Genomic DNA, 20,814 nt, shown 5'->3' with positions numbered 1-20,814 from the left:
GTCAGCCTGCACGCGAGGGTTCCGTCCGGGCGGGCGCGGCTGTCATCAGCCCGACACCGGTGGCCGGCTAGGGGATGCGCCGCACCATGCAAGAGGCAGAACCCGGCTCCGTGGCGGGCCGGGCGGGGGACAGGTCGTGACGTCATCGGGCAATGAGCCGGCCGCCACCGCGGCCACCGCGGAGCAGGCCGGCGCAGCGCGCACGGCCGTCGGCTGGCTGCTGCGGCTGCTGCGGGAGCCGCTGATCCAGTTCATGCTGATGGGCGCCGCCATCTTCGCCGCCCACGCCGCGGTCACCCCGTCGGTCAGCAAGGAGAAGCTGATCGAGGTGTCGCCCGAGGTCCGCAAGTCCATCGTCGACGCCTTCCGCGGCGCCCACGAGGGCCGCGCGCCGGGGCCGGACGAGTATGCCAAGCTCGAGGACCTGTGGATCCTCAACGAGATCACCTTCCGCGAGGCGCTCGCGCAGGGCCTCGACAAGGGCGACGAGATGATTCGCGACCGCATCACCCACAAGATGCGCCTGCTCATCTTCGGCGGCGTCGAGGTGAAGGAGCCGACCCGGGCCGAGCTTTCCGCGTGGTACGAGAAGCGCCGCGCCGGCTACGACATTCCCGACCTCGTCAGCTTCATCGACGTGCCCTTCACCGGGCCGGATGCAGAGATGCAGAGCCGGCGGGTTCTGGAGCAGATCCTCGCCGGCGAGGAGCCGGAGGACGTGCGCCAGCGCGCCTACATCTTCGCCCAGCGCCCGCGCGCCTCGCTGGAGCCGTCTCTCGGCAAGCCGTTCGTCGACGCGCTGGTGGCGCTGCCCGCGGGCGAATGGCGGGTGGTGCAGGCCGCCGACGGCTGGCACGTGGTCCGGCTCGACACCTTCACCGCGGGCCGCGCCGTGGACCTCGACGAGGTGGGCTCGCAGGTCGCCCAGGCGTGGAAGGACGAGCGCCGCCGCGTGCTCGCCATCGCCGCCACGCGCGACCTCGGCAAGGCCTATGTGATCCGGCGGGACGAGCCATGAGCGAGCCGGTGCTGTCCGGCGCGGGGCTGGCCGGCCGCGTCGTGCTTCTCGTCGCCGCGTATTCGATCGCGGCGTGGTCTGCCGTGCGGACGAGACTGCCCGGTCGCTCGCGGCTGACCCGCGCGGTCGTCCGTGCGTTGACGGCGGCGACGCTGCTGGTTCCGCTCGCCGGCCTGCTGCCCGCGTCGCCGGCCGGCGCGCACGAGGCCACCATGGCGGTCATCACCCTGCGCGAGGTCGGGCCGGGCCGCTATATCGGCCAGTGGACCATGCCGCCCGTGGACCCGAGCCTGCAGCCGGTGTTCCCGCCGCACTGCCGCTGGGAGCAGCCGGAGCTCGACTGCGGCGAGCGCGGGCTCGCCGGCCGGCTGAGCTTCATGGGGCTCGGCACCCGCCAGTCGGTGGCGACCATCCGCGTGGTGCCGCGCGAGGGCCCGACCGAGACCTACACCGTCACCGCCGCCAAGCCGACCATGACCGCGGCGCGCGATCCCGGCACCGATCTCGCCGTGTGGCAGGATCTGGCGGAAACCTACGTAAACCTCGGCATCGACCATATCCTGCGGGGCATCGACCACCTGCTGTTCGTGCTCGGCCTGATCTGGCTGGTGAAGGGCGGATGGAAGCTGGTGAAGACCATCACCGCCTTCACCGTGGGCCACTCCATCTCCCTCGCGGCCGCGACGTTCGGCTGGGTGGGCGTGCCGGAGCGGCCGCTGAATGCGGCCATCGCCCTCAGCATCGTGTTCGTCGGCGTGGAGATCGTGAAGGCGCAGCGCGGCGAGCCCGGCCTGACGGTGCGCTATCCCTGGACCGTCGCCTTCGCCTTCGGCCTTTTGCATGGGCTGGGCTTCGCCACGGCGCTCACGGCGCTCGGCATCCCGCAGGCGACGCTGCCCATCGCCCTCCTGTTCTTCAACGTGGGCGTGGAGATCGGCCAGCTCCTGTTCGTGGCGGCGGTGCTCGCGCTCATGTGGGCGCACCGGCAGGCGCAGGCGCTGCTGCCGCGCTGGGGCGCGGCCATCCCCGCCTACGTCATCGGATCGGTCGCCTCCTTCTGGTTTCTCACGCGGATCTGACCCGCCGTCGCCAACAATTCAGGACGATTGAGATGAAACGCCACCTTCTTGGCAGCGCGCTGCCGCTCGGGCTCCTGCTTGCCGTCATTCCGCTCGCGCCCGCCCTCGCCCATACGGGGTCGGGGGTGGCGGTGGGCCTCGAGAGCGGCTTCCTCCACCCGCTCACCGGCCCTGATCATCTGATCGCCATGGTTGCCGTGGGCCTGTGGGGCGCGCAGCTGGGCAATCCGGCCATCTGGGTGCTGCCCATCACCTTCCCGCTGGTGATGGCGGTGGGCGGCCTTCTGGGCGTGCTGGGCGTGCCGCTGCCGTTCGTCGAGCCGGTGATCGCCATCTCCGGCATCGCGCTCGGCCTGATGGTGGCGATGGCGGCGCGGCCGCCGCTGTGGGTGGCGGCGTGCCTTGTCGGCCTGTTCGCCGTCTTTCACGGCTATGCCCACGGCCGCGAGCTGCCGGAGGCGGCCGACGCCATCGCCTTCGCGGTCGGCTTCGTGGTTGCGACCGGCCTTCTTCACCTCACCGGCATCCTCATCGGCGTGCTCGTGAAGTGGGAAGCGGGGGCGCGCGCGGTGCGCGTGTGCGGCGCCGCCATCGGCTGCCTCGGCTTCTATTTCCTCCTCGGCGCGGTGGGTGTGATCGAATGAGCGCGGGCTCCTTCCGGCGCGCGCTGGCGCGCCTGCCGGCGGCGACGGTGGCCCTCGCCGCCGCCTTCGCCTGCATCCCCGGCGTGGCCGAGGCGCATCTGGTGGAGACGCGCCTCGGGGATTTCTACGGCGGCGCGCTGCATCCCCTCACCGATCTGCAGCAGATCCTGCCGTGGATCGCTCTCGCCGCGCTCGCCGCCTTCCAGGGGCCGCAGCGCGCGCGCTGGGTCATTCTCGCCTTTCCAGTCGCGCTGGCCGTGGGCGGCGCTGCGTCGATGTCCTTCGCGGTGCCGGCGGCGGCGCAGATCGTCGGCCTCCTGCTGGTGGCGGTGACGGGGCTGGCGGTGGCGCTCGCCGCGCGCCTGCCGCTGGGTGTCTTGCTGGCGCTGACCGTTGTGACCGGCCTGCTGCACGGCGCCCAGAACGGCGCGGCCATGGGGCCCGGCACGGACAGGCTGCTGTTCCTCTCCGGCATGGCCACCTGCGGCTATGTGGTGATGACCCTCGCCACGGGGAGCGCCATCGCGTTCCTGCGCGGGGCCTCCTGGCGGCCGGTGGCGCTGCGCGCGGGCGGCAGCTGGGTGGCGGCCGTGGGCATCATGGTGCTGGGCCTGCACCTCGCGCTGCCGGGCGCCTGAGGGCGCTTCCGGCGGCGGCGCGGCCAGCGCGCCGGCGCTCGCAACCCGCCGCGCGGCTGGGCCCTGCAAGTTCGGCGGAGGCAACGCTGCCAGCGCGCTCTTGCCGCACCTGACGTGGGTCCGCCTTTGGGGCGGCTGCCCGGCGGCGCCGCGCCGCGTGCTTCATCCACCTGCCCGCTGGTCCAGAGCCGCGCCATGCCGCCTTGCGGCCGGGACCGCGCGGGTGCCCCATCAAGGCTCGTCTTCAGCCACGGCGCGACCCACGGCGGGCGGGCTGCGGACCGAGCTGCATCATGGCCCGCCCGATCGCCGCTGCCGCGTCCGTGGGCGGAGCAAAAAGAAAGCCCCGGCAGGCCGGGGCTTTTTGAGTTGCGCGCCGCGGGGCGCGATGCCCCGCGGCGGCGGCGATCAGAAGCGGTAGTTGATGCCGGCCTTCAGCACCTGCACGCTCTGCGCGAGCGTGGCGCTGTAGGGGTTGATGAAGGTGTTCGGCACGAAGTTGAAGGTCACCTGCTCGCTGCCGAAGTCCATGTAGTTGTATTCGACCTTGGCGGACCAGTTGTTCAGGAAGGCCCATTCCACGCCGGCGCCGGCGGTCCAGCCCCAGCGGGTCAGGTCGGTGGTGGCGCTGTAGTTCAGGAAGGGGAGGGCGATGTTGGTGCTGCCGGCGGTCTGGGAGGTGGTGGCCCAGGCGGCGCCGCCCTTGGCGTAGAGCAGCACGCGGTCGAACGCCACGCCGAGGCGGCCGGTGATGGTGCCGAGCGCGTCGATCTTGGACGAGCAGGGGTCGTTGCTCTGGATGCAGCTCGGCGCCACGCCGTTGAAGTAGGAGCCGGAGCCGGTGATGTTGGCCCAGGCGGCGTCCGCCTCGATGCCGAGGACGATGTTGTTGATCTGGTAGTTGTAGCCGATCTGGCCGCCGATCAGCCCGCCGTCGAGGTCATACTCGGCGTCCTGCAGGCTGAGCGTGCCCGGGTTGATCGGGTCGAAGGAATTGCTGAAGTTGTTCTGCGCCCAGCCGTAGCCGCCCTCGACGCCCACGTAGAAGCCGGTCCAGCTGAACGCGGCGGCCGCGGGGGCCTTGGTGATGGGCTTGGTGGCGAGGTCCGCCGCGTGAGCGGACGTGCCGGCGGACAGCGCGGCGAGAATGGTGGTGACAAGCAGCGACTTGCGCATTGGAGATCCCCGGCCCCGAATAAAACGGATGCCGGGTCTTACCTCACTTCCACTGTAATAAGTGTCTCCCTGCGGCAACAGGTGAGGGCGTCCGGACTGTCATACCGCAGACAAAAACGAGATATATATTGATGTCACTCGCCAGAATTTTTGCCGGAGAAGTATTCGCGTCGGCGTGTCTGGGCCCGCGTCTGTGTGCCGGATGCGTGCCGGGCGCCCGTCGCCGACCGGCTCAGCCCTCGGTGAAGCGGCGGAAGTTGCGCACCACCTCTTCATAGACGCCGCGCTTGAACGGGATGACGAGGTCGGTCACCGCGTCGAGGCTCTCCCAGCGCCAGTCCATGAACTCGGGCTTGTGGGCGCCGCCGCCGGGACGGGCGATGTCGATTTCGCCGTCCGCGCCGGTGAAGCGCAGGGCGAACCACTTCTGCGTCTGGCCGCGATACTTGCCCTTCCAGGCCTCGCCGGCGATGCGGCCGGGCAGGTCGTAGGAGAGCCAGTCCTCGATCTCGCCGAGCCGGGTCACCGAGCGGATCGACGTCTCCTCATAGAGCTCGCGCAGGGCGGCGGCGAAGGGCTCCTCGCCCTTGTCGATGCCGCCCTGGGGCAGCTGCCAGGAGTGCGTGGCGTCCACATGCTCGGGCCCGCCGATGCGGCGGCCGACGAACACCTTGCCGGCCCCGTTGAACACGCACAGGCCCACGCAGGGGCGGTAGGGGAGGTCGTGGTGCTTGCTCATGGGCGTGGTCCGCAGCTGAAGGATCTCGCCTCCTGATTGGCCTGCGCGGTGTCGCCGCGCAAGGCCCGGGAGGCGGGAATGGGGCGGGAGCGCCCGGCCGGGTCAATGCGCCGCGCGGCGGCTCGGCATGGCGGTCGAGCCCCAGGCCCGGATGGACACCCAGGTGCGCCGGTCGAGCTGGAAGCGGTCCACCGGGACCGAGGCGCCCAGCGCCCGCACCCGGGTGAGGCCGACGCCCGACCACTGGAAGCCGCACTTCTCGAGCACGCGGCGCGAGCCGGGATTGACCACGCGGGCCGAGCCGAGGAGGAGCGAGAGGTCGGTCTCGGAAAAGGCATAATCGATGACCGCGCGCACCGCCTCGGTGGCGATGCCGAGGCCCCAGAACGGCTCGCCGATCCAGTAGCCGATCTCCGGCGCCGGCTCGGGCGGGCGGCGGCCGAACGAGACCATGCCGGCGAAGGCCAGCGCGCCCTCGCGCTTGAGGAAGACGGCAAAGGTGGCGGCGTCGGGGATGGCGGCCAGCGTCTCGACGAAGGCATGGGCGTCGGACGGCCTGTAGGGAAACGGCAGGTTCGCGGTCATCTCCGCGATCTTGCGATTGTTGGCGAGCTCCGCGACGGCGGCAACGTCCTCGATTCGCGGCGCGCGGAGCACCAGCCGCTCGGTTTCGAGGACGGGGATACAGTTCTCTGCCAAGGGCGCGACGGAGGGCGTTTCACACAAGGTCATGGCGGGCTCCTCAAGGCTCAGGACAAACGAAAACCGGGGAGAGGGTTGTCCCGTCTCCCCGGCTCGTGTCTGAGCTTTGAAGGCCCGCTCAGGCGCCCACCGGGTCGACGAGACCGGCGGGATCCTGCATGTCGTCAGGTCTCGCCGTTTATTCGGCCGCCTCGGCGGCGGCGGGGGTCACGGATACGTAGGTGCGGTCGTTGGCTTTGGTCTGGAAGGACACCTTGCCTTCCACGAGCGCGAACAGGGTATGGTCCTTGCCCATGCCCACGTTGGTGCCGGGATGCCATTTGGTGCCGCGCTGGCGCACGATGATGTTGCCAGCCACCACGTCCTGGCCGCCGAAGCGCTTCACGCCAAGACGGCGACCATCGGAATCGCGACCGTTACGGGACGAGCCGCCTGCCTTTTTATGAGCCATTGTTGCTCTCCTCGTTCCTGATCAGGCGCCAGTGGCGGCCTCGGCCTTGGCGGTCTCGCCCAGGCCGGAAATCTCGGTGATGCGCACGACGGTGAGGTCGGCACGGAAGCCGCGCTTGCGGCGGGAATTCTGCCGGCGGCGCTTCTTGAAGGCGATCACCTTGTCGCCGCGGGTCTGCTCGACGATCTCGCCGGTGACGGTGGCGCCGTCCACGTGCGGGGCGCCGACGGCGACCTGCGAGGACGAGCCCAGCAGCAGCACCGGGAACGTGAAGATGGAGCCAACCTCGGCGTCGAGGTGGTCGATGGTGATCTCGTCGGCGGCGGCAACGCGATACTGCTTGCCGTTTGCCTTGATGACCGCGAACATTCTTGTCTCGCTTTCGTGTTCCGCCAGCCTCGAAGGGCGGGCTTCTTCCGGTCGGTCGGGGGATGCGGGCATCAGATACCCGCGCGAAGCGGACCCGATACACCAGGCATGCCGGCAAAGTCAATGTCGCCCGGGCCGGCGGCGCGGGGTGGAGCGGGTGCCGTGCCGCCTCCCGGCGCGCCTGTCGCCGCCTGCGCCGGCGGCGCGTGCGGGGTGCCGCTCGGGGAGGCAGATTCTGCGGCGCATTTTTCCTCAAGATGCCCCTTGCGTGGGCGGGTCGAATCCCCTACATCCCCGTTGCCCAAATTCGCACGTGCCTGTGGTCGCGTGTCGGTCGGTAGGATCTCCGGACAAGAGGCCGGAAAGCTGCCAGGACGATCGACAAGCCGGAGGGAACCGGCCCACCCCGCTCCTCAATGCGGGGGACGTGACTTGAAGCAACGACGTAAGGGCTTTTTTGGTCTCGGTCGCCCCTCCAAAGGGCGGCGTTACTGAAGAGGCACTACATCTTGCCGGCCGTGCGGAGCGGGATATCCCTCTCCAATCGTGCGCAGTTGTCTCGCCCCTGCTTCGGCTTGTCCGGATGCGGGCGCTTCGGCTGCCGTTCGGTCCGATGATGCGGCCGGGTTAGATGCCCGGCGAAGCGGGTACGGCCCGCAGGCGCGTCGGCGTGTCCACAACGCCGCGATCCTGCGCGCGCGTGCCCCGGCCAGCCCGCGTTTTGGGCTGCCGTCCCTGTCGTCGTGCTCCGGAATGCCCCCCGGCGCGCTTCACGAGGCTTCAGGTCACGGGGAGGACACCATGACCGATCGCATCCGCGAATTCCTGCGTACCCGACGTGAGGACGGCCCCTGCGTCGTCGTCGATCTCGATGTCGTGCGCCAGAATTACCAGACGTTCGCCCGCGCCCTGCCGGACACCCGCGTGTTCTACGCGGTGAAGGCCAACCCCGATGCCGCCATCCTGAAGGCGCTCGAGGAGCTCGGCTCGTCGTTCGACTGCGCCTCCACCGGCGAGATCGACATGGTGCTCGCCACCGGCGCGACCGCCGACCGCATCTCGTTCGGAAACACCATCAAGAAGGAGCGCGACATCGAGCGCGCCTACCGCGTGGGCGTGCGCCTGTTCGCGGTGGATTCCTACGAGGAGGTGGAGAAGATCGCCCGCGTGGCGCCGCGCGCCCGGGTGTTCTGCCGCATCCTGTGCGACGGCGCGGGCGCCGAATGGCCGCTCTCGCGCAAGTTCGGCTGCGAGCCGGAGATGGCCGCCGACGTGCTGGAGCACGCCCACCGCCTCGGCCTCGTGGCCCATGGCGTGTCCTTCCACGTGGGCTCCCAGCAGAAGAATGTGCACGCCTGGGATACGGCGCTCGCCTCGGCCGCGGCCATCTTCCGCGACTGCGCGCTGCGCGGCATCTCGCTGTCGATGGTGAACCTCGGCGGCGGCTTCCCCACGCGCTACCTGCAGGACGTGCCGGCGGCCCAGTCCTATGGCGAGGCGATCTTCTCCTCCCTGCGCAAGCACTTCGGCAACGCCATCCCGGAGACCATCATGGAGCCGGGCCGCGGCATGGTGGGCAACGCCGGCCTGATCGAGGCCGAGGTGGTGCTCATCTCCCGCAAGTCGGAGGCGGAAGCCCTGCGCTGGGTGTTCCTCGACATCGGCAAGTTCGGCGGCCTCGCCGAGACCATGGACGAGGCGATCCGCTACCCGTTCCGCACCCCGCGCGACGGCGACGACACCGCCCCGTGCGTGCTCGCCGGCCCGACCTGCGATTCGGCCGACGTGCTCTACGAGAAGACCCCGGTGGAGCTGCCGCTGTCGCTGTCCATCGGCGACAAGGTCATCATCGAGGCGTGCGGCGCCTATACCACCACCTATTCGGCGGTGGCGTTCAACGGCTTCCCGCCGCTGCGCTCGTATGTGATCTGAGGCGTTCGACGCCCTGGAGTCCGACCCGCGCGGCGTTTGAGCGAAGCCACGCGAGTTCTGCCCGCGCGGCGTCCGAGCGTTGATCCGCGACCCGGCCGCACAAGGTCCCCCCGGCACCGGCGATCCCGCCGTCCGGGGCCTGAGGAGGGGATTGTCCCCTCGTCTTCCGCACCCGTCCCCAGACCGGCTTTGAGCCTTGGCCGCCACGCGCGGCCGGGACGGGCTTCTTCACCTCTCAGCCTTGGCGCAGGAGCTGCCGATGACCGAGATCGTGCTGGAATCCGTGGAAGATATCGCCCCCCGCGAGGCCCTGCTGGACCTCTGCCTGGGGGAGCAGCGGCGCGCCAAGTCGTCGGAGCGCCTGCGGGAAGGTCGCCTGCCGGCGGACGGACTCGCGTTTTCCGCCCATGGGCCGGACGGGCGCCTCGTGGGCACCGTGCGGCTGTGGAACGTGGCGGCGGGGCCGGGCAAGCCGGCGCTGCTGCTCGGTCCGCTCGCGGTGCATCCGTGGTTCCAGGCCGGCGGGCTCGGGGCTAGGCTGATGCGCACGGCGCTTGCGGCAGCGCAGGCGCAGGGAAACGGCGCCGTAGTGCTGGTGGGTGACGCCGCCTATTACGAGCGCTTCGGCTTTTCCGCCCGCAAGACCTCCGGGCTCTGGATGCCTGGCCCCTACGATCGCGCCCGCCTGCTGGCGGTGGAGCTGGCGCCCGGCGCGCTCGACGGCGCCCGCGGCCTCATCAGCCCCACCGGCGCCCGCGTCGCGCAGCCTTCCCTTGCGGAGCTGGTGGCCGGCGAGCTGCGCCGCACCGCCTGAGACGAGCGCCCCGGCCGCATGCCGGCCGGGGCCTCTCCGGCGCGCGATCAGATCGCCTGACCGCCGGATACCTCGATGCGCTGGGCGGTGACCCAGCCGTTGCCCGGCCCCAGCAGGCTCGCGATCATCGGCCCGATATCGTCCGGCAGGCCGACGCGGCCGAGGGCGGTGATGGCGGCGATCTCGCGGTTGATCTGGGCATTGTCGCGCACCGCTCCGCCGCCGAAATCGGTCTCGATCGCGCCCGGGGCCACCGTGTTCACGCAGATGCCGCGCGGGCCCAGCTCCTTGGCGAGGTAGCGGGTGAGCACCTCCACGGCCCCCTTGGCGGCGGAATAGGCGGCATAGCCGGGCAGGGCGAAGCGGGTGAGGCCGGACGAGATGTTCACGATCCGCCCGCCGTCGGCGATCAGCGGCAGCAGCGCCTGGGTGAGGAAGAACACGCCCTTCACGTGCACGTCCATGAGCCGGTCGAACTGGACCTCGGTGGTGTCGGCGAACGCGGCGTAGTCGCCATGACCGGCATTGTTGACGAGGTGATCGAAGGTCTCGCGGCCGAAGCCGTCGCGCAGGGCCGCCTTGAGGCTGGCGGCGAAGGGCGGGAAGGCGGCGGTATCGCCGGTGTCCAGCTGCAGCGCCACGGCCTGTCGGCCCATTGCCTGAATCTCGCCCACCACCTCCGCCGCCTCGGCCGCGTTGGAGCGATAGGTGAGCGCCACATCGCCGCCCTGGCGCGCGACGGCGAGGGCGGTGTTGCGGCCGAGGCCTCGGCTGCCGCCGGTGATGAGGGTGATCGTGGTCATGTCCGTCTCCCGTGATCTGGTGGCGCCATATGGCACCGGTGGGGGCCGGCGGTGTTGCCGGAACCTCGCGAATGCTTGCCTGATCCTCCAGATGCCGGTGCAGACGCGCCGGCGATGGGTTAGGCTTGCCTTATGACTGCTCTTCTCGAGGCGGTGCGCCGCCACGTCCGCGCCGGGGGCGAGGCCCAGGGCCCTTCGCCCACCGCCATTCCCGGCCTGCAGACGGTCTGCGCCACCGCGCCGTCCGGTCTGCTGCATGCCATCTCGCGTCCGATGGTGTGCCTGGTGGTGCAGGGTGCCAAGCATGTCAGCATGGGCACGCAGGGCTTCTCCTTCGCCGCGGGGGATTCCCTGCTCATCACGGCGGACGTGCCCATCGTCAGCCAGATCACCAAAGCGAGCCCGGCCGCGCCCTATCTCTCGCTGGTGCTGGAGCTGGACCCGGCCGTGATCGAGGAATTGTCGGCGCAGATGCGGCCTGATCCGGCCGGCGACCATGCCGCCGTGCGCGTCGATCCCACCGATGCGGAGGTGGAGGAGGCGGCGCTGCGCCTGATGCGGCTCCTCGACCGGCCGGCCAGCCTGCCGGTTCTACAGGCGCAGATGGTGCGGGAGATGCACTACTGGCTGCTCGCCGGGCGGCACGGATCGGCCATCCGTCGCCTCGGCTGGTCGGATGGTCATGCGCAGAAGGTGGCGAAGGCGGTGAACCTGCTGCGGACGGAATTCGCCCGTTCCATCCCGGTGGAGCGCCTCGCCGCGATGGCGGGCATGAGCCTGTCCGCCTTCCACCACCACTTCCGGGCCGCGACGTCCCTGTCGCCGCTCCAGTTCCAGAAGCAGCTGCGCCTGATCGAGGCGCGCCGGCTGATGGTGTCGGAAGGGGTCTCGGCGGCGAATGCGGCGTTCGCGGTGGGCTACGAGAGCGTGCCCCAGTTCACCCGCGAGTACGGGCGCATGTTCGGCCTCTCCCCCGTGCGGGACATCAAGGCCCTGCGCGCCGGCGCCCAGGCCGCGGCCTGACCCCGGGCGGAAAGGCTGCCCCCGCCGCCTCTGCGACGGCGGGGGCGGGACGCATCAGCGCACGATGATGTTCTTGAACTGCCAGGGGTCCTCGAGGTCGATGTCCTCGGGGAACAGCTTCTGCCGGCCCGTCAGCGGGGTCCAGTCGGTGTAGGTGCCGATCATCGGGCCGAGATAGGGCAGCTGCACTTCGAGGCAACGGCGGAAGTCCATCTCGTCCGCCTCGACGATGCCCGCCTCGGGGTTCTCCAGCGCCCACACCATGCCGGCGAGCACGGCCGAGGTCACCTGCAGGCCGGTGGCGTTCTGGTAGGGGGCGAGCTCGCGCGTCTCCTCGATGGAGAGCTGCGAGCCGAACCAGTAGGCGTTCTTCGCGTGGCCGTAGAGCAGCACGCCCAGCTCGTCGATGCCGTCGACGATCTCGTGCTCGTCGAGGATCTTCCACTTCTCCTGGAAGTGCCCGCCATTGCCGAACATCTCGTGCAGCGACAGCACCGCGTCGTTGGCCGGATGATAGGCATAGTGGCAGGTCGGGCGGTAGACCACCTCGTTGCCGTCGCGCACCGTCAGGTAGTCGGCGATGGAGATGGCCTCGTTGTGGGTCACGAGGAAGCCGTACTGGGCCTTGGGCGTGGGCGTCCAGGAGCGCACGCGGGTGGCGGCGCCGGGGGAGAGCAGGTAGATGGCCGCGCCGCAGCCGGCCTCATGGGTGCGCGCGTCCGGCGGCAGGGTCTTCTCGTGGGTGCCCCAGCCCAGCTCGGCCGGCTGCAGGCCCTCGGAGACGAAGCCCTCCACCGACCAGGTGTTCCAGAACTCGCCCATCACCTTGGGCTCGCGGGCGCGCTGGGTGTCGCGCTCGGCGATGTGGATGCCCTTCACGCCGACCGCGCGGGCGAGCTGCGCCCATTCCTCGCGGGAGGTGGGCTCGGGCCGGTCGAGGCCGGTGTCGTGGGCGACGTTCAGCAGCGCCTGCTTCACGAACCAGGACACCATGCCCGGATTGGCGCCGCAGGTGGATACGGCGGTGGGCCCGCCCGGATTGCGGCGGCGGGCGGCGAGCAGGCTCTCGCGCAGCGCATAGTTGGTGCGCGCGGCGGTGGGCATGGCCTCGTCGAAATAGAAGCCCTTCCACGGCTCGACGACGGTGTCGATGTAGAGCGCGCCGAGCTCGCGGCACAGCTCCATCACCGCCACCGAGGACACGTCCACGGAAAGGTTCACGCAGAAACCCTGGCCGCCGCCATTGGTGAGCAGGGGGGTGAGCAGGTCGCGGTAGCTCTCGGCGGTCACTTCCGCCTGGATGAAGCGGATGCCGCGGGCATCCAGCAGCTTGCGGTGCGTGTCCACCGGGTCGATGACCACCATGCGCTCAAGATCGAAATCGAAATGACGCTCGATCAGCGGCAGGGTGCCCCGGCCGATGGATCCGAAACCGATCATCACGATGGGGCCGTCGATCTTCGCGTGGACCGGCCAGTCGCTCATGGTGCACAACTCCTCGTCGGGCGCGGCGCGATCCGCGCTTCAGGGCGGCGCGCCGTGGCTTCATGGTCCCGGGCAGGGGCGCGCGGCCGGAATGCGCTGGGCATCGCGTCCTCGCCGCCGGCTCGGGGCAGGTGCCCGCCGGGGGCGGGCGGGGCACCATGGGAAAAGCGTGGCCGCGCGTCAACAAAAGACGCATGCGGAAGCCGGCAAACCAAATGCCTGCCGCGCTTTTTCAGCCGCGGCGGGTCTCGCGCGCCGGCATCCGGTCCACCCGCAGCAGGCCGGGGAACAGCCGGGTCCAGGCGAGGGCCACCAGAAGCGTGCCGATGCCGCCCAGCACCCCCGCGCCCACCGGGCCCAGCAGCGCGGCGGCCATGCCGGATTCGAACTCGCCCAGCTGGTTGGAGGTGCCGACGAACAGGGAGTTCACCGCGCTCACCCTCCCGCGCATCTCGTCCGGGGTGGAGAGCTGCACCAGCGAGGAGCGGATCACCACGCTCACATTGTCCGCCGCCCCCAGCACGAACAGGGCGCCGAGCGACAGGCCGAAGCTGCGCGACAGCGAGAACACGACGGTGGCGAGGCCGAATGCCGCAACGGCGGCGAACATCTTGGCTCCCACCCGCCGGTCGAGCGGCACCCGCGCCAGCACCACCGACATGAGCACCGCCCCCACGGCCGGCGCGGCGCGCAGGGCGCCGAGCCCTTCCGCGCCCACGTGCAGGATGTCGTGGGCGAAGATGGGCAGCAGCGCCGTCACCCCGCCGAGCAGCACCGCGAACAGGTCAAGCGAGATGGAGCCGAGCACCACCGGATGGGCGCGGATGAAGGCGAGCCCCTGCAGCAGCGTCCTCAGGCGCGGCCCGCCGCCCCCCGCGGCGCGCGTAGGCGCATGGACGTGGCGGATGGCGGCCATGGCGAGGGCCGCGCAGGCATAGCAGGCGGCGGCGCCGGCCAGCGGCACGGTCGGCCCGAGCACATAGGCGAAGCCGCCCGCCGCCGGGCCGGCGATGGTGGCCATCTGCATGGCGCTGGAGGAGACCGCCAGCGCGCGCGGCAGCACCGGCCCGGGCACGAGGCGCGGCAGCAGGGCGGCCATGGTGGGGTGCTCGAAGGCGCGGCAGGCGCCGATCATCGTCACCGCGGCGTAGATGGCGACGATGCCGGCCGCCTCGCGCGCGATGCCGAGGGCCAGCAGCGCCAGCGTGAAGGCGGCGAGCGCCTGGCACGCCAGCACGATGCGGCGGCGGTCGAGGGTATCGGCCGCGTGGCCGGCCAGCAGCGTCAGCAGCAGGATGGGCAGGAACTGCGCCAGCCCCACCAGCCCGAGCGCCACGGCGCTGCCGGTGAGGGCATAGATGAGCCAGCCCACCGCCACCCCCAGCATCTGGAAGGCGAGGGCGGAGGCGACCCGGCTGATCCAGAACAGCAGGAAGGCGGGATGGTCCCGCAGCCGGTCGGCGGCATGGGATGGGGATGCGGTCACGGGCGGTCACGAGCGGGGGGAGGGGCCCCGCTGCCTACCTGCGGCGCCGGGGGGCCGCAAGGCTTTCCCCTGCGGCGCCCGTCCCGCCGGCTCAGTCGCTGGCGAGAATGTGATTGCGGACGATGGGATAGACCTGTCCCGCCCATTTGCGGCCGGAGAAGACGCCGTAATGGCCGACGCCGGCCTGCATGTGGTGGCGCTTCTTGTGCGGCCTGAGGCCGGAGCAGATGTCCTGCGCCGCCATGGTCTGGCCGATGGAGCAGATATCGTCCCGCTCGCCCTCCACCGTCAGCAGCGCGGTCTTGCGGATGGCGTGGAAATCCACCGGCTCGCCGCGGAAGGTCAGCTCGCCCTTGGGCAGACGGTATTCCTGGAACACGTAGCGCACGGTCTCCAGGTAGAAGTCCGCCGAGAGGTCCAGCACGGCGAAATATTCGTCGTAGAAGGTCTTGGTGGCCTCGGCCTTCTCCTCGTCGCCCTCGGCGAGGGCGTTGTAGAGGTCGAAGTGCGCCCGGATGTGCCGGCCGAGGTTCATGCTGACGAAGGCGGTCAGCTGCATGAAGCCGGGATACACGCGGCGCCCGGCGCCGGCGAAGCCCTTGGGCACGGTGGTGATCAGGTTGCGCTCGAACCAGGAGATGGGCTTCGAGGTGGCGAGTTCGTTCACCTTGGTGGGGTTGCTGCGACAGTCGATGGGGCCGGCCATCAGCGTCATGGAGCTGGGAGCGGCCGGGTTCTTGGTCTGGGCCATCACCGCCGCGGCCACCAGCGACTGCACGCAGGGCTGGCAGACGGCGACCAGATGCGCGCCGGGTCCCATGATCTCGAGGAAGCGGATCACGTGGTCCACATAATCGTCGAAGGCGAACGGGCCGGCGTCCAGCGGCACGTCGCGGGCGTTGTGCCAGTCCGTGATGTAGACGTCATGATCCGGCAGCATCGTCTTCACGGTGTTGACGAGCAGCGTCGCGAAATGGCCGGAGAGGGGCGCCACCACCAGCACGCGGGGCTGGGGCACGTCCACGTCCTTCTTGAAGCGCAGCAGGGTGCCGAACGGCAGGACCGCGGTCTTTTCCTCGGTGACCTGCACCTCGCGGTTACCGACCTCCACCGAGCGGATGCCGAAATCGGGCCGGCCATGGCTGAGGCCGGCGCGCTCCACCAGCTCGTAGGCGGCGGCGAGGTGGCGCAGCCCGGCGTGGCCATAACCGTTGACGAGGGGGCCGGTGAGGGTCTGCCGTGCGAGCCCCGCCAGCAGGCGGATGGGCCCCATCAGGTCGGACTGGGTCTGGTACGCCCAATACATCATGGCTGCCCGTGACGAGAGACGCGGCCGCTGGGCCGCCGGGTGGAGGACTGGAGAGATGTCTGCAGCATGATGCCGTAAGGTCCTTTCGTTCCGCGTCCCCCGACAGCCGACGCCCCCCACGGACGGCGGAACCCGATAAGTAGTTGTCGCAGGCCCGGCTTTCCGCTTTGCAGCAGGCCCGAAGAATTGTACCTGTTATGGATATTGGAGCGGCGCGTGGTGCATTGCAACACGCATCCTTATGTAGAATGCGGGTGGCGCGTGTCGCCGACGGCATTTGCCGCCGGTGCAGGCACGCCCCGCCGGCTGGCGGGCGGCGTCACGGCCGCCGGAACGATATCCGAGGCGCAGGACAGGCATACGGACATCAGGCATGGCGACACTCACCATCTCCAGCAAGAACTACTCCTCATGGTCGCTGCGCGGCTGGCTCCTGTGCAAGATGGCCGGCCTCGTCTTCGACGAAGAGCGCGTCCCCCTCGACGACCCGGACATGAAGGCGGAGCTGCTGCTGCTGTCCCCGTCGTTCCTGGTGCCGCGCCTCGTCCATGAGGACGTGACCGTCTGGGATACCCTCGCCATCGCCGCCTTCCTCAACGAGATCTTCCCCCAGGCCGGCCTGCTTCCGGCCGACCGGGCCGTGCGCGCGCACTGCCTGTCCATCTCCGGCGAGATGCACCAGGGCTTCTCGAACCTGCGCTCCGCCCTGCCCATGAACATCCGCGCCCATTATCCCGACTTCAAGGTCTATGCCGGCGCTCAGGCCGACATCGACCGGATCGTCGCCATCTGGCGCGGCTGCTTCACCGCCCACGGCGGCCCGTTCCTGATGGGTCCGACGCCCACCCTGGCGGATGCCATGTACGCCCCCGTGTGCTCGCGCTTCACCACCTACGACGTGAAGCTCGACGCCGAGTGCGAGGCTTACCGCGCGCGCATCATGGGCCTGCCGCTGATGCAGGAATGGATCGGGGGCGCTCTCGCCGAGCCGGAGGAGCTGGAGGAGCTCGGCGCCGAGTTCTGAGCCGGTGACCTCTTCCCTGACCCTGCTGGTGGCGGGGGGCGCGATCCTGCTCCTCGCCGGCATGGTCAAGGGTCTCGTCGGCATGGGCCTGCCCACCGTGGGCATCGGCCTCCTGAGCCTGATGCTGCCGCCCGCCGAGGCGGCAGCCGTGCTGATCCTGCCCGCCGCCGTCACCAATGTCTGGCAGTACGCCACCGGCCCGAACCCGGTGGCGACCGCGCGCCGCTTCGGCTGGATGATGGCGGGCGTCGCCGCCGGGACGATCGCGGGTGGAATGCTGCTGGGCGGCCTCACCTCGCCGCTGGCGGTGCCGGCCCTCGGCGCGACCCTCCTTGCCTATGGCGCGCTTGGCCTGTCCGCCGTGCCGCTGCGCCTTCCCGCCGCGGCCGAGCGGCCCCTGTCACCGCTGATGGGCGTGCTCACCGGTCTGGTCACCGGCACCACCGGCGTGTCGGTGATGCCCTCCGCCCCCTACCTTCAGGCCCTCGGGCTGGGGCGCGACGAGCTGGTGCAGGCGCTGGGCCTGACGTTCACCGTCTCCACCTTCGCCCTGGCCGTCGTGCTGGCGGGGCCGGGCGCGGGCGGCACGGTGCTGGCCAATCCGGCGCTGGTGCTGGCTTCGGTGGCGGCACTCGCGCCAGCCTTCCTCGGCATGGAGATCGGCCGGCGGGTTCGCGGGGCGGTGTCTCCACAGGTGTTCCGCCGCGTCTTCTTCGCCGGCCTCGGCCTGCTCGGCGCCTACATGCTGGCGCGCGGCTTCCTCTGACCGGCGTGGAAGGTCCCGCCGCCAAAGGCGGGACGGGCGATCCGGTTCGCCGCCCTGCCGAGATGCCGCGACCGGCGCCTCACTCGGAGAGGCGGTGGATGTCGTGGACCACGATGCCGATGGAATCGTCCGGCTTCTTGAGCCAGTCGCCGCGACGCAGGGTCTTCACCGTGTCCTCGTAGCCGGTCTGCCAGTGCTCGCGCATGGAGGTGGCGGAGAACTCATAGTCCTTGGATTCCCGCTCGTAGGTCTTCTCCTGATAGATCAGGTGGCAGATGTTGACCGGGCCGGAGGCGCTGTAGTCGTCGATGAGGCCCTGGTCCTCGGGGGTGCGCAGCTGCTCGGGAATGCGCAGGAGCGTGTCGTAGAGCTTGGAGCGCAGCTCCTGCACCCGGCGGAACACGTCCGTGGTGTAGCGGGTGCGGCTGGAATAGGTGATGTCCTTCTGCCGCTCGCTCACGTCGAACATGTCGCGCGGGAGCGCGCCGCGGGCGCTGAACAGGTCCACCTGGAACACCAGCGCGCTGGGATGGTCCGGCTGGTCCAGCAGGAACTGGAGCGGGGTGTTGGAGACCACGCCGCCGTCCCAGTAATACTCGCCGTCGATCTTGATGGCCGGGAAGCCGGGCGGTAGCGCGCCGGAGGCCATCACATGCTCCGGCGCGATGGTGTGCTCCCGGTTGTCGAAATAGATGAAGTTGCCGGTGCGCACGTTCACCGCGCCCACCGAGAAGCGCTTCTCGCCGGAATTGATGCGGTCGAAGTCCACCAGGCGCAGCAGCGTCTCGCGCAGGGGCGAGGTGTCGTAGAACGAGGTGGCCCCGGCGGCGCCGGCGGGCATCAGCCACGGGTTGGGGAAGCGCGGCTTGAAGAAGCCGGGCTGGCCCTGAAGGATGGTGCGGCTGGCGGAGAGCTGGTTGCGCCACTGCCGGAAGACGTCGCCCTCCAGATCGAGCGGAAGGATCCGGTGCGAGGTGATGGTCTCCCAGAACTCCTTGAGGCGCGGCACCCGGTCCTGCGGGGCGTTGCCGGCGATGATGGCGGAGTTGATGGCGCCGATGGAGACGCCGGAAATCCAGTTGGGATCGCAGCCCACCTCGGAGAGCGCCTCATAGACGCCGGCCTGATAGGCCCCGAGCGCGCCGCCGCCCTGGAAGACCAGCGCGATGCGCTTGTACTCGTTGATCATGTCGCACAGGTTGTCAGGCAGATGGGTGGCGCGCACGGTCGTAAACCTCATCGCTGGGTTCTGGCCTGGCGGCCGGGCGGGAAGGCCCGGCGCCGGGAGGCGGACGGGGCGGACTGCGCCGCCCCCGGGCTCAGCCTTCGCCTTCCTTCATGTAGTCGAAGATCACCTCGCCCATGCCCAGGGTGAGGTCGGCGCGCAGGTGCAGCGCGGAGATCACCTCCAGCACCGGCAGCTGCGACACGTTGCACAGGGCGTGGGGGAACAGGCCGAGGGCGGCGGGGCCGGTCCAGGCTTCCTTGAGGGTGATGTCCTCCAGGAAGTAGCGCACCAGCTCGCAGATACGCGGCTTGGCGTCCACGTCCGGGATGATCTTGAGCAGGTAGTTCGGGGTGCGCAGCGCCGCCAGCACCTTCTCCTGGTCCACCGGCACGTGCTTGTAGCCCATGGTGGCGGAGGCGCAGAGCACGCTGCCGTAGTGCAGGGTGCCGACCAGCGTGTCGGTCTCCACCTGCAGCTTCGGCTTGGCGAACTTCTTGGGGAAGCCCCAGAGCTCGCGGCCGCCGGCGATGGGGGATTCGTCATCGAGGTACATGGCGTGGCAGTAGCCGCCCTCGACCCCGTTGAACCGCACCGGGATCACCTGTCCGGTCTCGGTATAGTCGCCGAAGCCGGTGGAATCCGGCATGCGGATGAACTCGTACTTCACGATCGGCTCGACGATCTCGAGCGGCTCGGGCACCACCTTGGCGAGCGCCTCGGGATCGGTGCGATAGGTGATGATGAGGAATTCGCGGTCGATGAAGCGGTAGGGGCCCGGCGGATAGGACGGGTTCACGAGGGGCATCGAATAGGCTGTGCGGCGAACGTCGGCGATCTTCATCGTCTGTCTCTCGTGCAGCAGGCCGCTTCGCACCTGCGAAGGGTGTGGTCACGTTAGGGCCTGCCGGCCCGCGTGAAAAGTCGGGCCTTTACCGGGACACGGCGCGGCTGCGGGCCTCTTCGCCCGCGCCGGTGACGCGAGGATGACGCCTCGTCTCCTGACGGCTTCAGAACGCCAGGAGCCCCGCCGCGCCGGTGGCGGTGGCGAAGGCCACCGCGCCGCCGGCCCCATGCCAGGCGATGGCGCTCGCGGCCGCGCCGTCGGGCGCGCGCAGCAGGATCTCGGCGCCATCGGTGATGCGCGCCATCATCACCATGCCGTCCTCGTAGCCGATGGCAACCACCGGGTCCTTGGGATGCGGCGCCACCACCGTCACCCGCGAGGTCGGGGAGGGGGCGAGCATGGCGGGCTGCTTGCCCATGGGCCCGTCCTTGGCCTGGAACGGCCACAGGATGGCCTCGCCCGAGCCGGAGGTGGCGAGCCACTTGCCGTCGGCGGTGAAGGCGAACGACTTCACCCGCGAGGGATAGCCGGTCATGCGCATGTGCGCGCCGTCCACCACCCGCCAGCCGTGCAGCGCCGGCTCCTGCATGGTGGAGACGAGGAAGCGGCCATCCGGGGAGAAGGTGACGCCGAGGTGCGAGCCCTTCCAGCCGAACAGCTCCGGCTTGGCGCCGGCGGCATTGGGGAACCACAGCGTCACGCCGCCGTAATGGGCGATGGCGAGCCGCAGCCCCTTGGGGGCGAAGGCGAGGCCGCCGACGGTGGACGCGACGTCGAGGCTCTTCTCCTCGCCCTTGGGGGGCAGGACCCAGGCGGTCTTGCCGGCCGAGTAGGCCAGCACGCCCTCGGGCGAGAGCGCCACGCGGTCGATCCAGCGGCCCTTGCGTTCGGCCAGCGTGCGCACGGTGCCGTCCGGGAGGGTCTCCGCGACCCGCCCGTCGTCGCCGCCGGTGACGATGCGGCGGCCGTCGCTGACGGTGGAGAGGACCGCGCCGTCGTGCGCCTGCGCGGTGGTGGTGCTGCCGCCGGTCAGGCCGCCGGCGAGGTGCACGCTGCCGTCCGCACCGACGAAGGCGGGCGTCGCGCCGAGGAAGGCGGCGGCCATGATCCCGGTGTCGAAGGCGAGCGGCTGGACCTTGCTGGTGAGGCTGGACGGGGCGGAGGACATGAGGGCGGCGATCCCGGTTGCGGCGTCGGCGCCCTCATAAGGCACCGAACGCCCGCGACCGCAAGCCGGCCCGCCGCAGGTCCGCCCCGCGCGCTGAGTGCGGGGCGGGGACCGGA

The 20,814-nt window shown here is 70.4% G+C and carries 21 protein-coding genes; 9 read left to right on the top strand and 12 right to left on the bottom strand.

The annotated features are described in order from the left end of the window. The first annotated feature begins 136 nt into the window (after nt 1-136). Genes V5F49_RS08715 through V5F49_RS08700 form a run of 4 tightly spaced genes read left to right on the top strand, consistent with a single transcriptional unit; the run spans nt 137 to nt 3,379 of the window. Nucleotides 137-1,018 carry a peptidylprolyl isomerase gene (locus V5F49_RS08715; protein ID WP_394118192.1) on the top strand — a complete coding sequence of 294 codons (882 nt, stop codon included), beginning with the start codon at nt 137-139 and terminating at the stop codon, nt 1,016-1,018. Beyond that, on the top strand, nt 1,015-2,097 hold the full coding sequence (locus tag V5F49_RS08710; protein WP_394118191.1) for a HupE/UreJ family protein: 1,083 nt from the start codon (nt 1,015-1,017) through the stop codon (nt 2,095-2,097). Before V5F49_RS08715 ends, V5F49_RS08710 begins: the two co-directional genes overlap by 4 nt. A gap of 32 nt (nt 2,098-2,129) precedes the next feature. After that, on the top strand, nt 2,130-2,741 hold the full coding sequence (locus V5F49_RS08705; protein WP_394118190.1) for a HupE/UreJ family protein: 612 nt from the start codon (nt 2,130-2,132) through the stop codon (nt 2,739-2,741). Further along, entirely contained in the window at nt 2,738-3,379 is a 642-nt protein-coding gene (locus V5F49_RS08700; RefSeq protein ID WP_394118189.1) for a HupE/UreJ family protein, read from the top strand. Before V5F49_RS08705 ends, V5F49_RS08700 begins: the two co-directional genes overlap by 4 nt. 408 nt (nt 3,380-3,787) lie before the next feature. Here V5F49_RS08700 and V5F49_RS08695 read toward each other — a convergent pair whose 3' ends face one another. The 5 genes from V5F49_RS08695 to rplU form a co-directional block, all read right to left on the bottom strand. Further along, nucleotides 3,788-4,555, bottom strand: coding sequence for an outer membrane protein (locus tag V5F49_RS08695; RefSeq protein WP_394118188.1), 768 nt, complete (start codon nt 4,553-4,555; stop codon nt 3,788-3,790). Nucleotides 4,556-4,787: 232 nt separating this feature from the next. Next, complete coding sequence (locus V5F49_RS08690; protein WP_394118187.1) at nt 4,788-5,294, bottom strand: RNA pyrophosphohydrolase; 507 nt, start codon at nt 5,292-5,294, stop codon at nt 4,788-4,790. 102 nt (nt 5,295-5,396) lie between these two features. Then, a complete protein-coding gene (locus tag V5F49_RS08685; protein ID WP_394118186.1) occupies nt 5,397-6,026 on the bottom strand; it encodes a GNAT family N-acetyltransferase in 630 nt (209 codons plus the stop codon). A 148-nt stretch (nt 6,027-6,174) separates the two neighbouring features. After that, the gene (rpmA, locus tag V5F49_RS08680; protein ID WP_394118185.1) at nt 6,175-6,447 is read right to left on the bottom strand and encodes a 50S ribosomal protein L27; all 273 of its coding nucleotides are present in this window, start codon (nt 6,445-6,447) and stop codon (nt 6,175-6,177) included. Nucleotides 6,448-6,468: 21 nt separating this feature from the next. Beyond that, entirely contained in the window at nt 6,469-6,816 is a 348-nt protein-coding gene (gene rplU / locus V5F49_RS08675; RefSeq protein WP_394118184.1) for a 50S ribosomal protein L21, read from the bottom strand. Between the two features lie 801 nt (nt 6,817-7,617). On the opposite strand from rplU, the gene V5F49_RS08670 reads away from it, so the two are divergent. Beyond that, the gene (locus V5F49_RS08670; RefSeq protein ID WP_394118183.1) at nt 7,618-8,748 is read left to right on the top strand and encodes a type III PLP-dependent enzyme; all 1,131 of its coding nucleotides are present in this window, start codon (nt 7,618-7,620) and stop codon (nt 8,746-8,748) included. A gap of 259 nt (nt 8,749-9,007) precedes the next feature. Next, complete coding sequence (locus tag V5F49_RS08665) at nt 9,008-9,562, top strand: GNAT family N-acetyltransferase (protein WP_394118182.1); 555 nt, start codon at nt 9,008-9,010, stop codon at nt 9,560-9,562. A 47-nt stretch (nt 9,563-9,609) separates the two neighbouring features. On the opposite strand, the gene V5F49_RS08660 is transcribed toward V5F49_RS08665, so the two are convergent. Further along, entirely contained in the window at nt 9,610-10,365 is a 756-nt protein-coding gene (locus tag V5F49_RS08660; protein WP_394118181.1) for an SDR family NAD(P)-dependent oxidoreductase, read from the bottom strand. Between the two features lie 132 nt (nt 10,366-10,497). Between V5F49_RS08660 and V5F49_RS08655 the strand changes: the two genes are divergently transcribed. Further along, complete coding sequence (locus V5F49_RS08655; RefSeq protein WP_394118180.1) at nt 10,498-11,388, top strand: AraC family transcriptional regulator; 891 nt, start codon at nt 10,498-10,500, stop codon at nt 11,386-11,388. A 54-nt stretch (nt 11,389-11,442) separates the two neighbouring features. Here V5F49_RS08655 and V5F49_RS08650 read toward each other — a convergent pair whose 3' ends face one another. From V5F49_RS08650 to V5F49_RS08640, 3 genes are all read right to left on the bottom strand, one after another. Further along, nucleotides 11,443-12,873, bottom strand: coding sequence for a homospermidine synthase (locus tag V5F49_RS08650; protein ID WP_394118179.1), 1,431 nt, complete (start codon nt 12,871-12,873; stop codon nt 11,443-11,445). 232 nt (nt 12,874-13,105) lie between these two features. After that, a complete protein-coding gene (locus V5F49_RS08645; protein ID WP_394118178.1) occupies nt 13,106-14,359 on the bottom strand; it encodes an MFS transporter in 1,254 nt (417 codons plus the stop codon). 91 nt (nt 14,360-14,450) lie between these two features. Beyond that, a complete protein-coding gene (locus V5F49_RS08640; RefSeq protein WP_394118177.1) occupies nt 14,451-15,668 on the bottom strand; it encodes a polyhydroxyalkanoate depolymerase in 1,218 nt (405 codons plus the stop codon). A 373-nt stretch (nt 15,669-16,041) separates the two neighbouring features. Between V5F49_RS08640 and V5F49_RS08635 the strand changes: the two genes are divergently transcribed. Both V5F49_RS08635 and V5F49_RS08630 read left to right on the top strand, forming a co-directional pair. Beyond that, complete coding sequence (locus V5F49_RS08635) at nt 16,042-16,692, top strand: glutathione S-transferase family protein (protein ID WP_394118176.1); 651 nt, start codon at nt 16,042-16,044, stop codon at nt 16,690-16,692. A gap of 61 nt (nt 16,693-16,753) precedes the next feature. Beyond that, nucleotides 16,754-17,458 carry a TSUP family transporter gene (locus V5F49_RS08630; protein ID WP_509210781.1) on the top strand — a complete coding sequence of 235 codons (705 nt, stop codon included), beginning with the start codon at nt 16,754-16,756 and terminating at the stop codon, nt 17,456-17,458. Nucleotides 17,459-17,537: 79 nt separating this feature from the next. Here V5F49_RS08630 and V5F49_RS08625 read toward each other — a convergent pair whose 3' ends face one another. The 3 genes from V5F49_RS08625 to V5F49_RS08615 form a co-directional block, all read right to left on the bottom strand. Then, nucleotides 17,538-18,698, bottom strand: a complete 1,161-nt coding sequence (locus tag V5F49_RS08625; RefSeq protein WP_394118174.1) for a patatin-like phospholipase family protein — start codon at nt 18,696-18,698, stop codon at nt 17,538-17,540. 79 nt (nt 18,699-18,777) lie between these two features. After that, nucleotides 18,778-19,527: an acetoacetate decarboxylase gene (locus tag V5F49_RS08620; protein ID WP_394118173.1), complete on the bottom strand. Its 750-nt coding sequence runs from the start codon at nt 19,525-19,527 to the stop codon at nt 18,778-18,780. A gap of 166 nt (nt 19,528-19,693) precedes the next feature. Continuing rightward, nucleotides 19,694-20,698 carry a WD40 repeat domain-containing protein gene (locus V5F49_RS08615; protein WP_394118172.1) on the bottom strand — a complete coding sequence of 335 codons (1,005 nt, stop codon included), beginning with the start codon at nt 20,696-20,698 and terminating at the stop codon, nt 19,694-19,696. Between the last annotated feature and the right edge of the window lie 116 nt (nt 20,699-20,814).

Origin of the sequence: Xanthobacter lutulentifluminis, from assembly GCF_043194675.2 — a bacterium.
GTDB lineage: Bacteria > Pseudomonadota > Alphaproteobacteria > Rhizobiales > Xanthobacteraceae > Xanthobacter.
The sequence above is the reverse complement of the archived record's forward strand: the minus strand, read 5'-3'. Positions and strand labels throughout refer to the sequence as shown.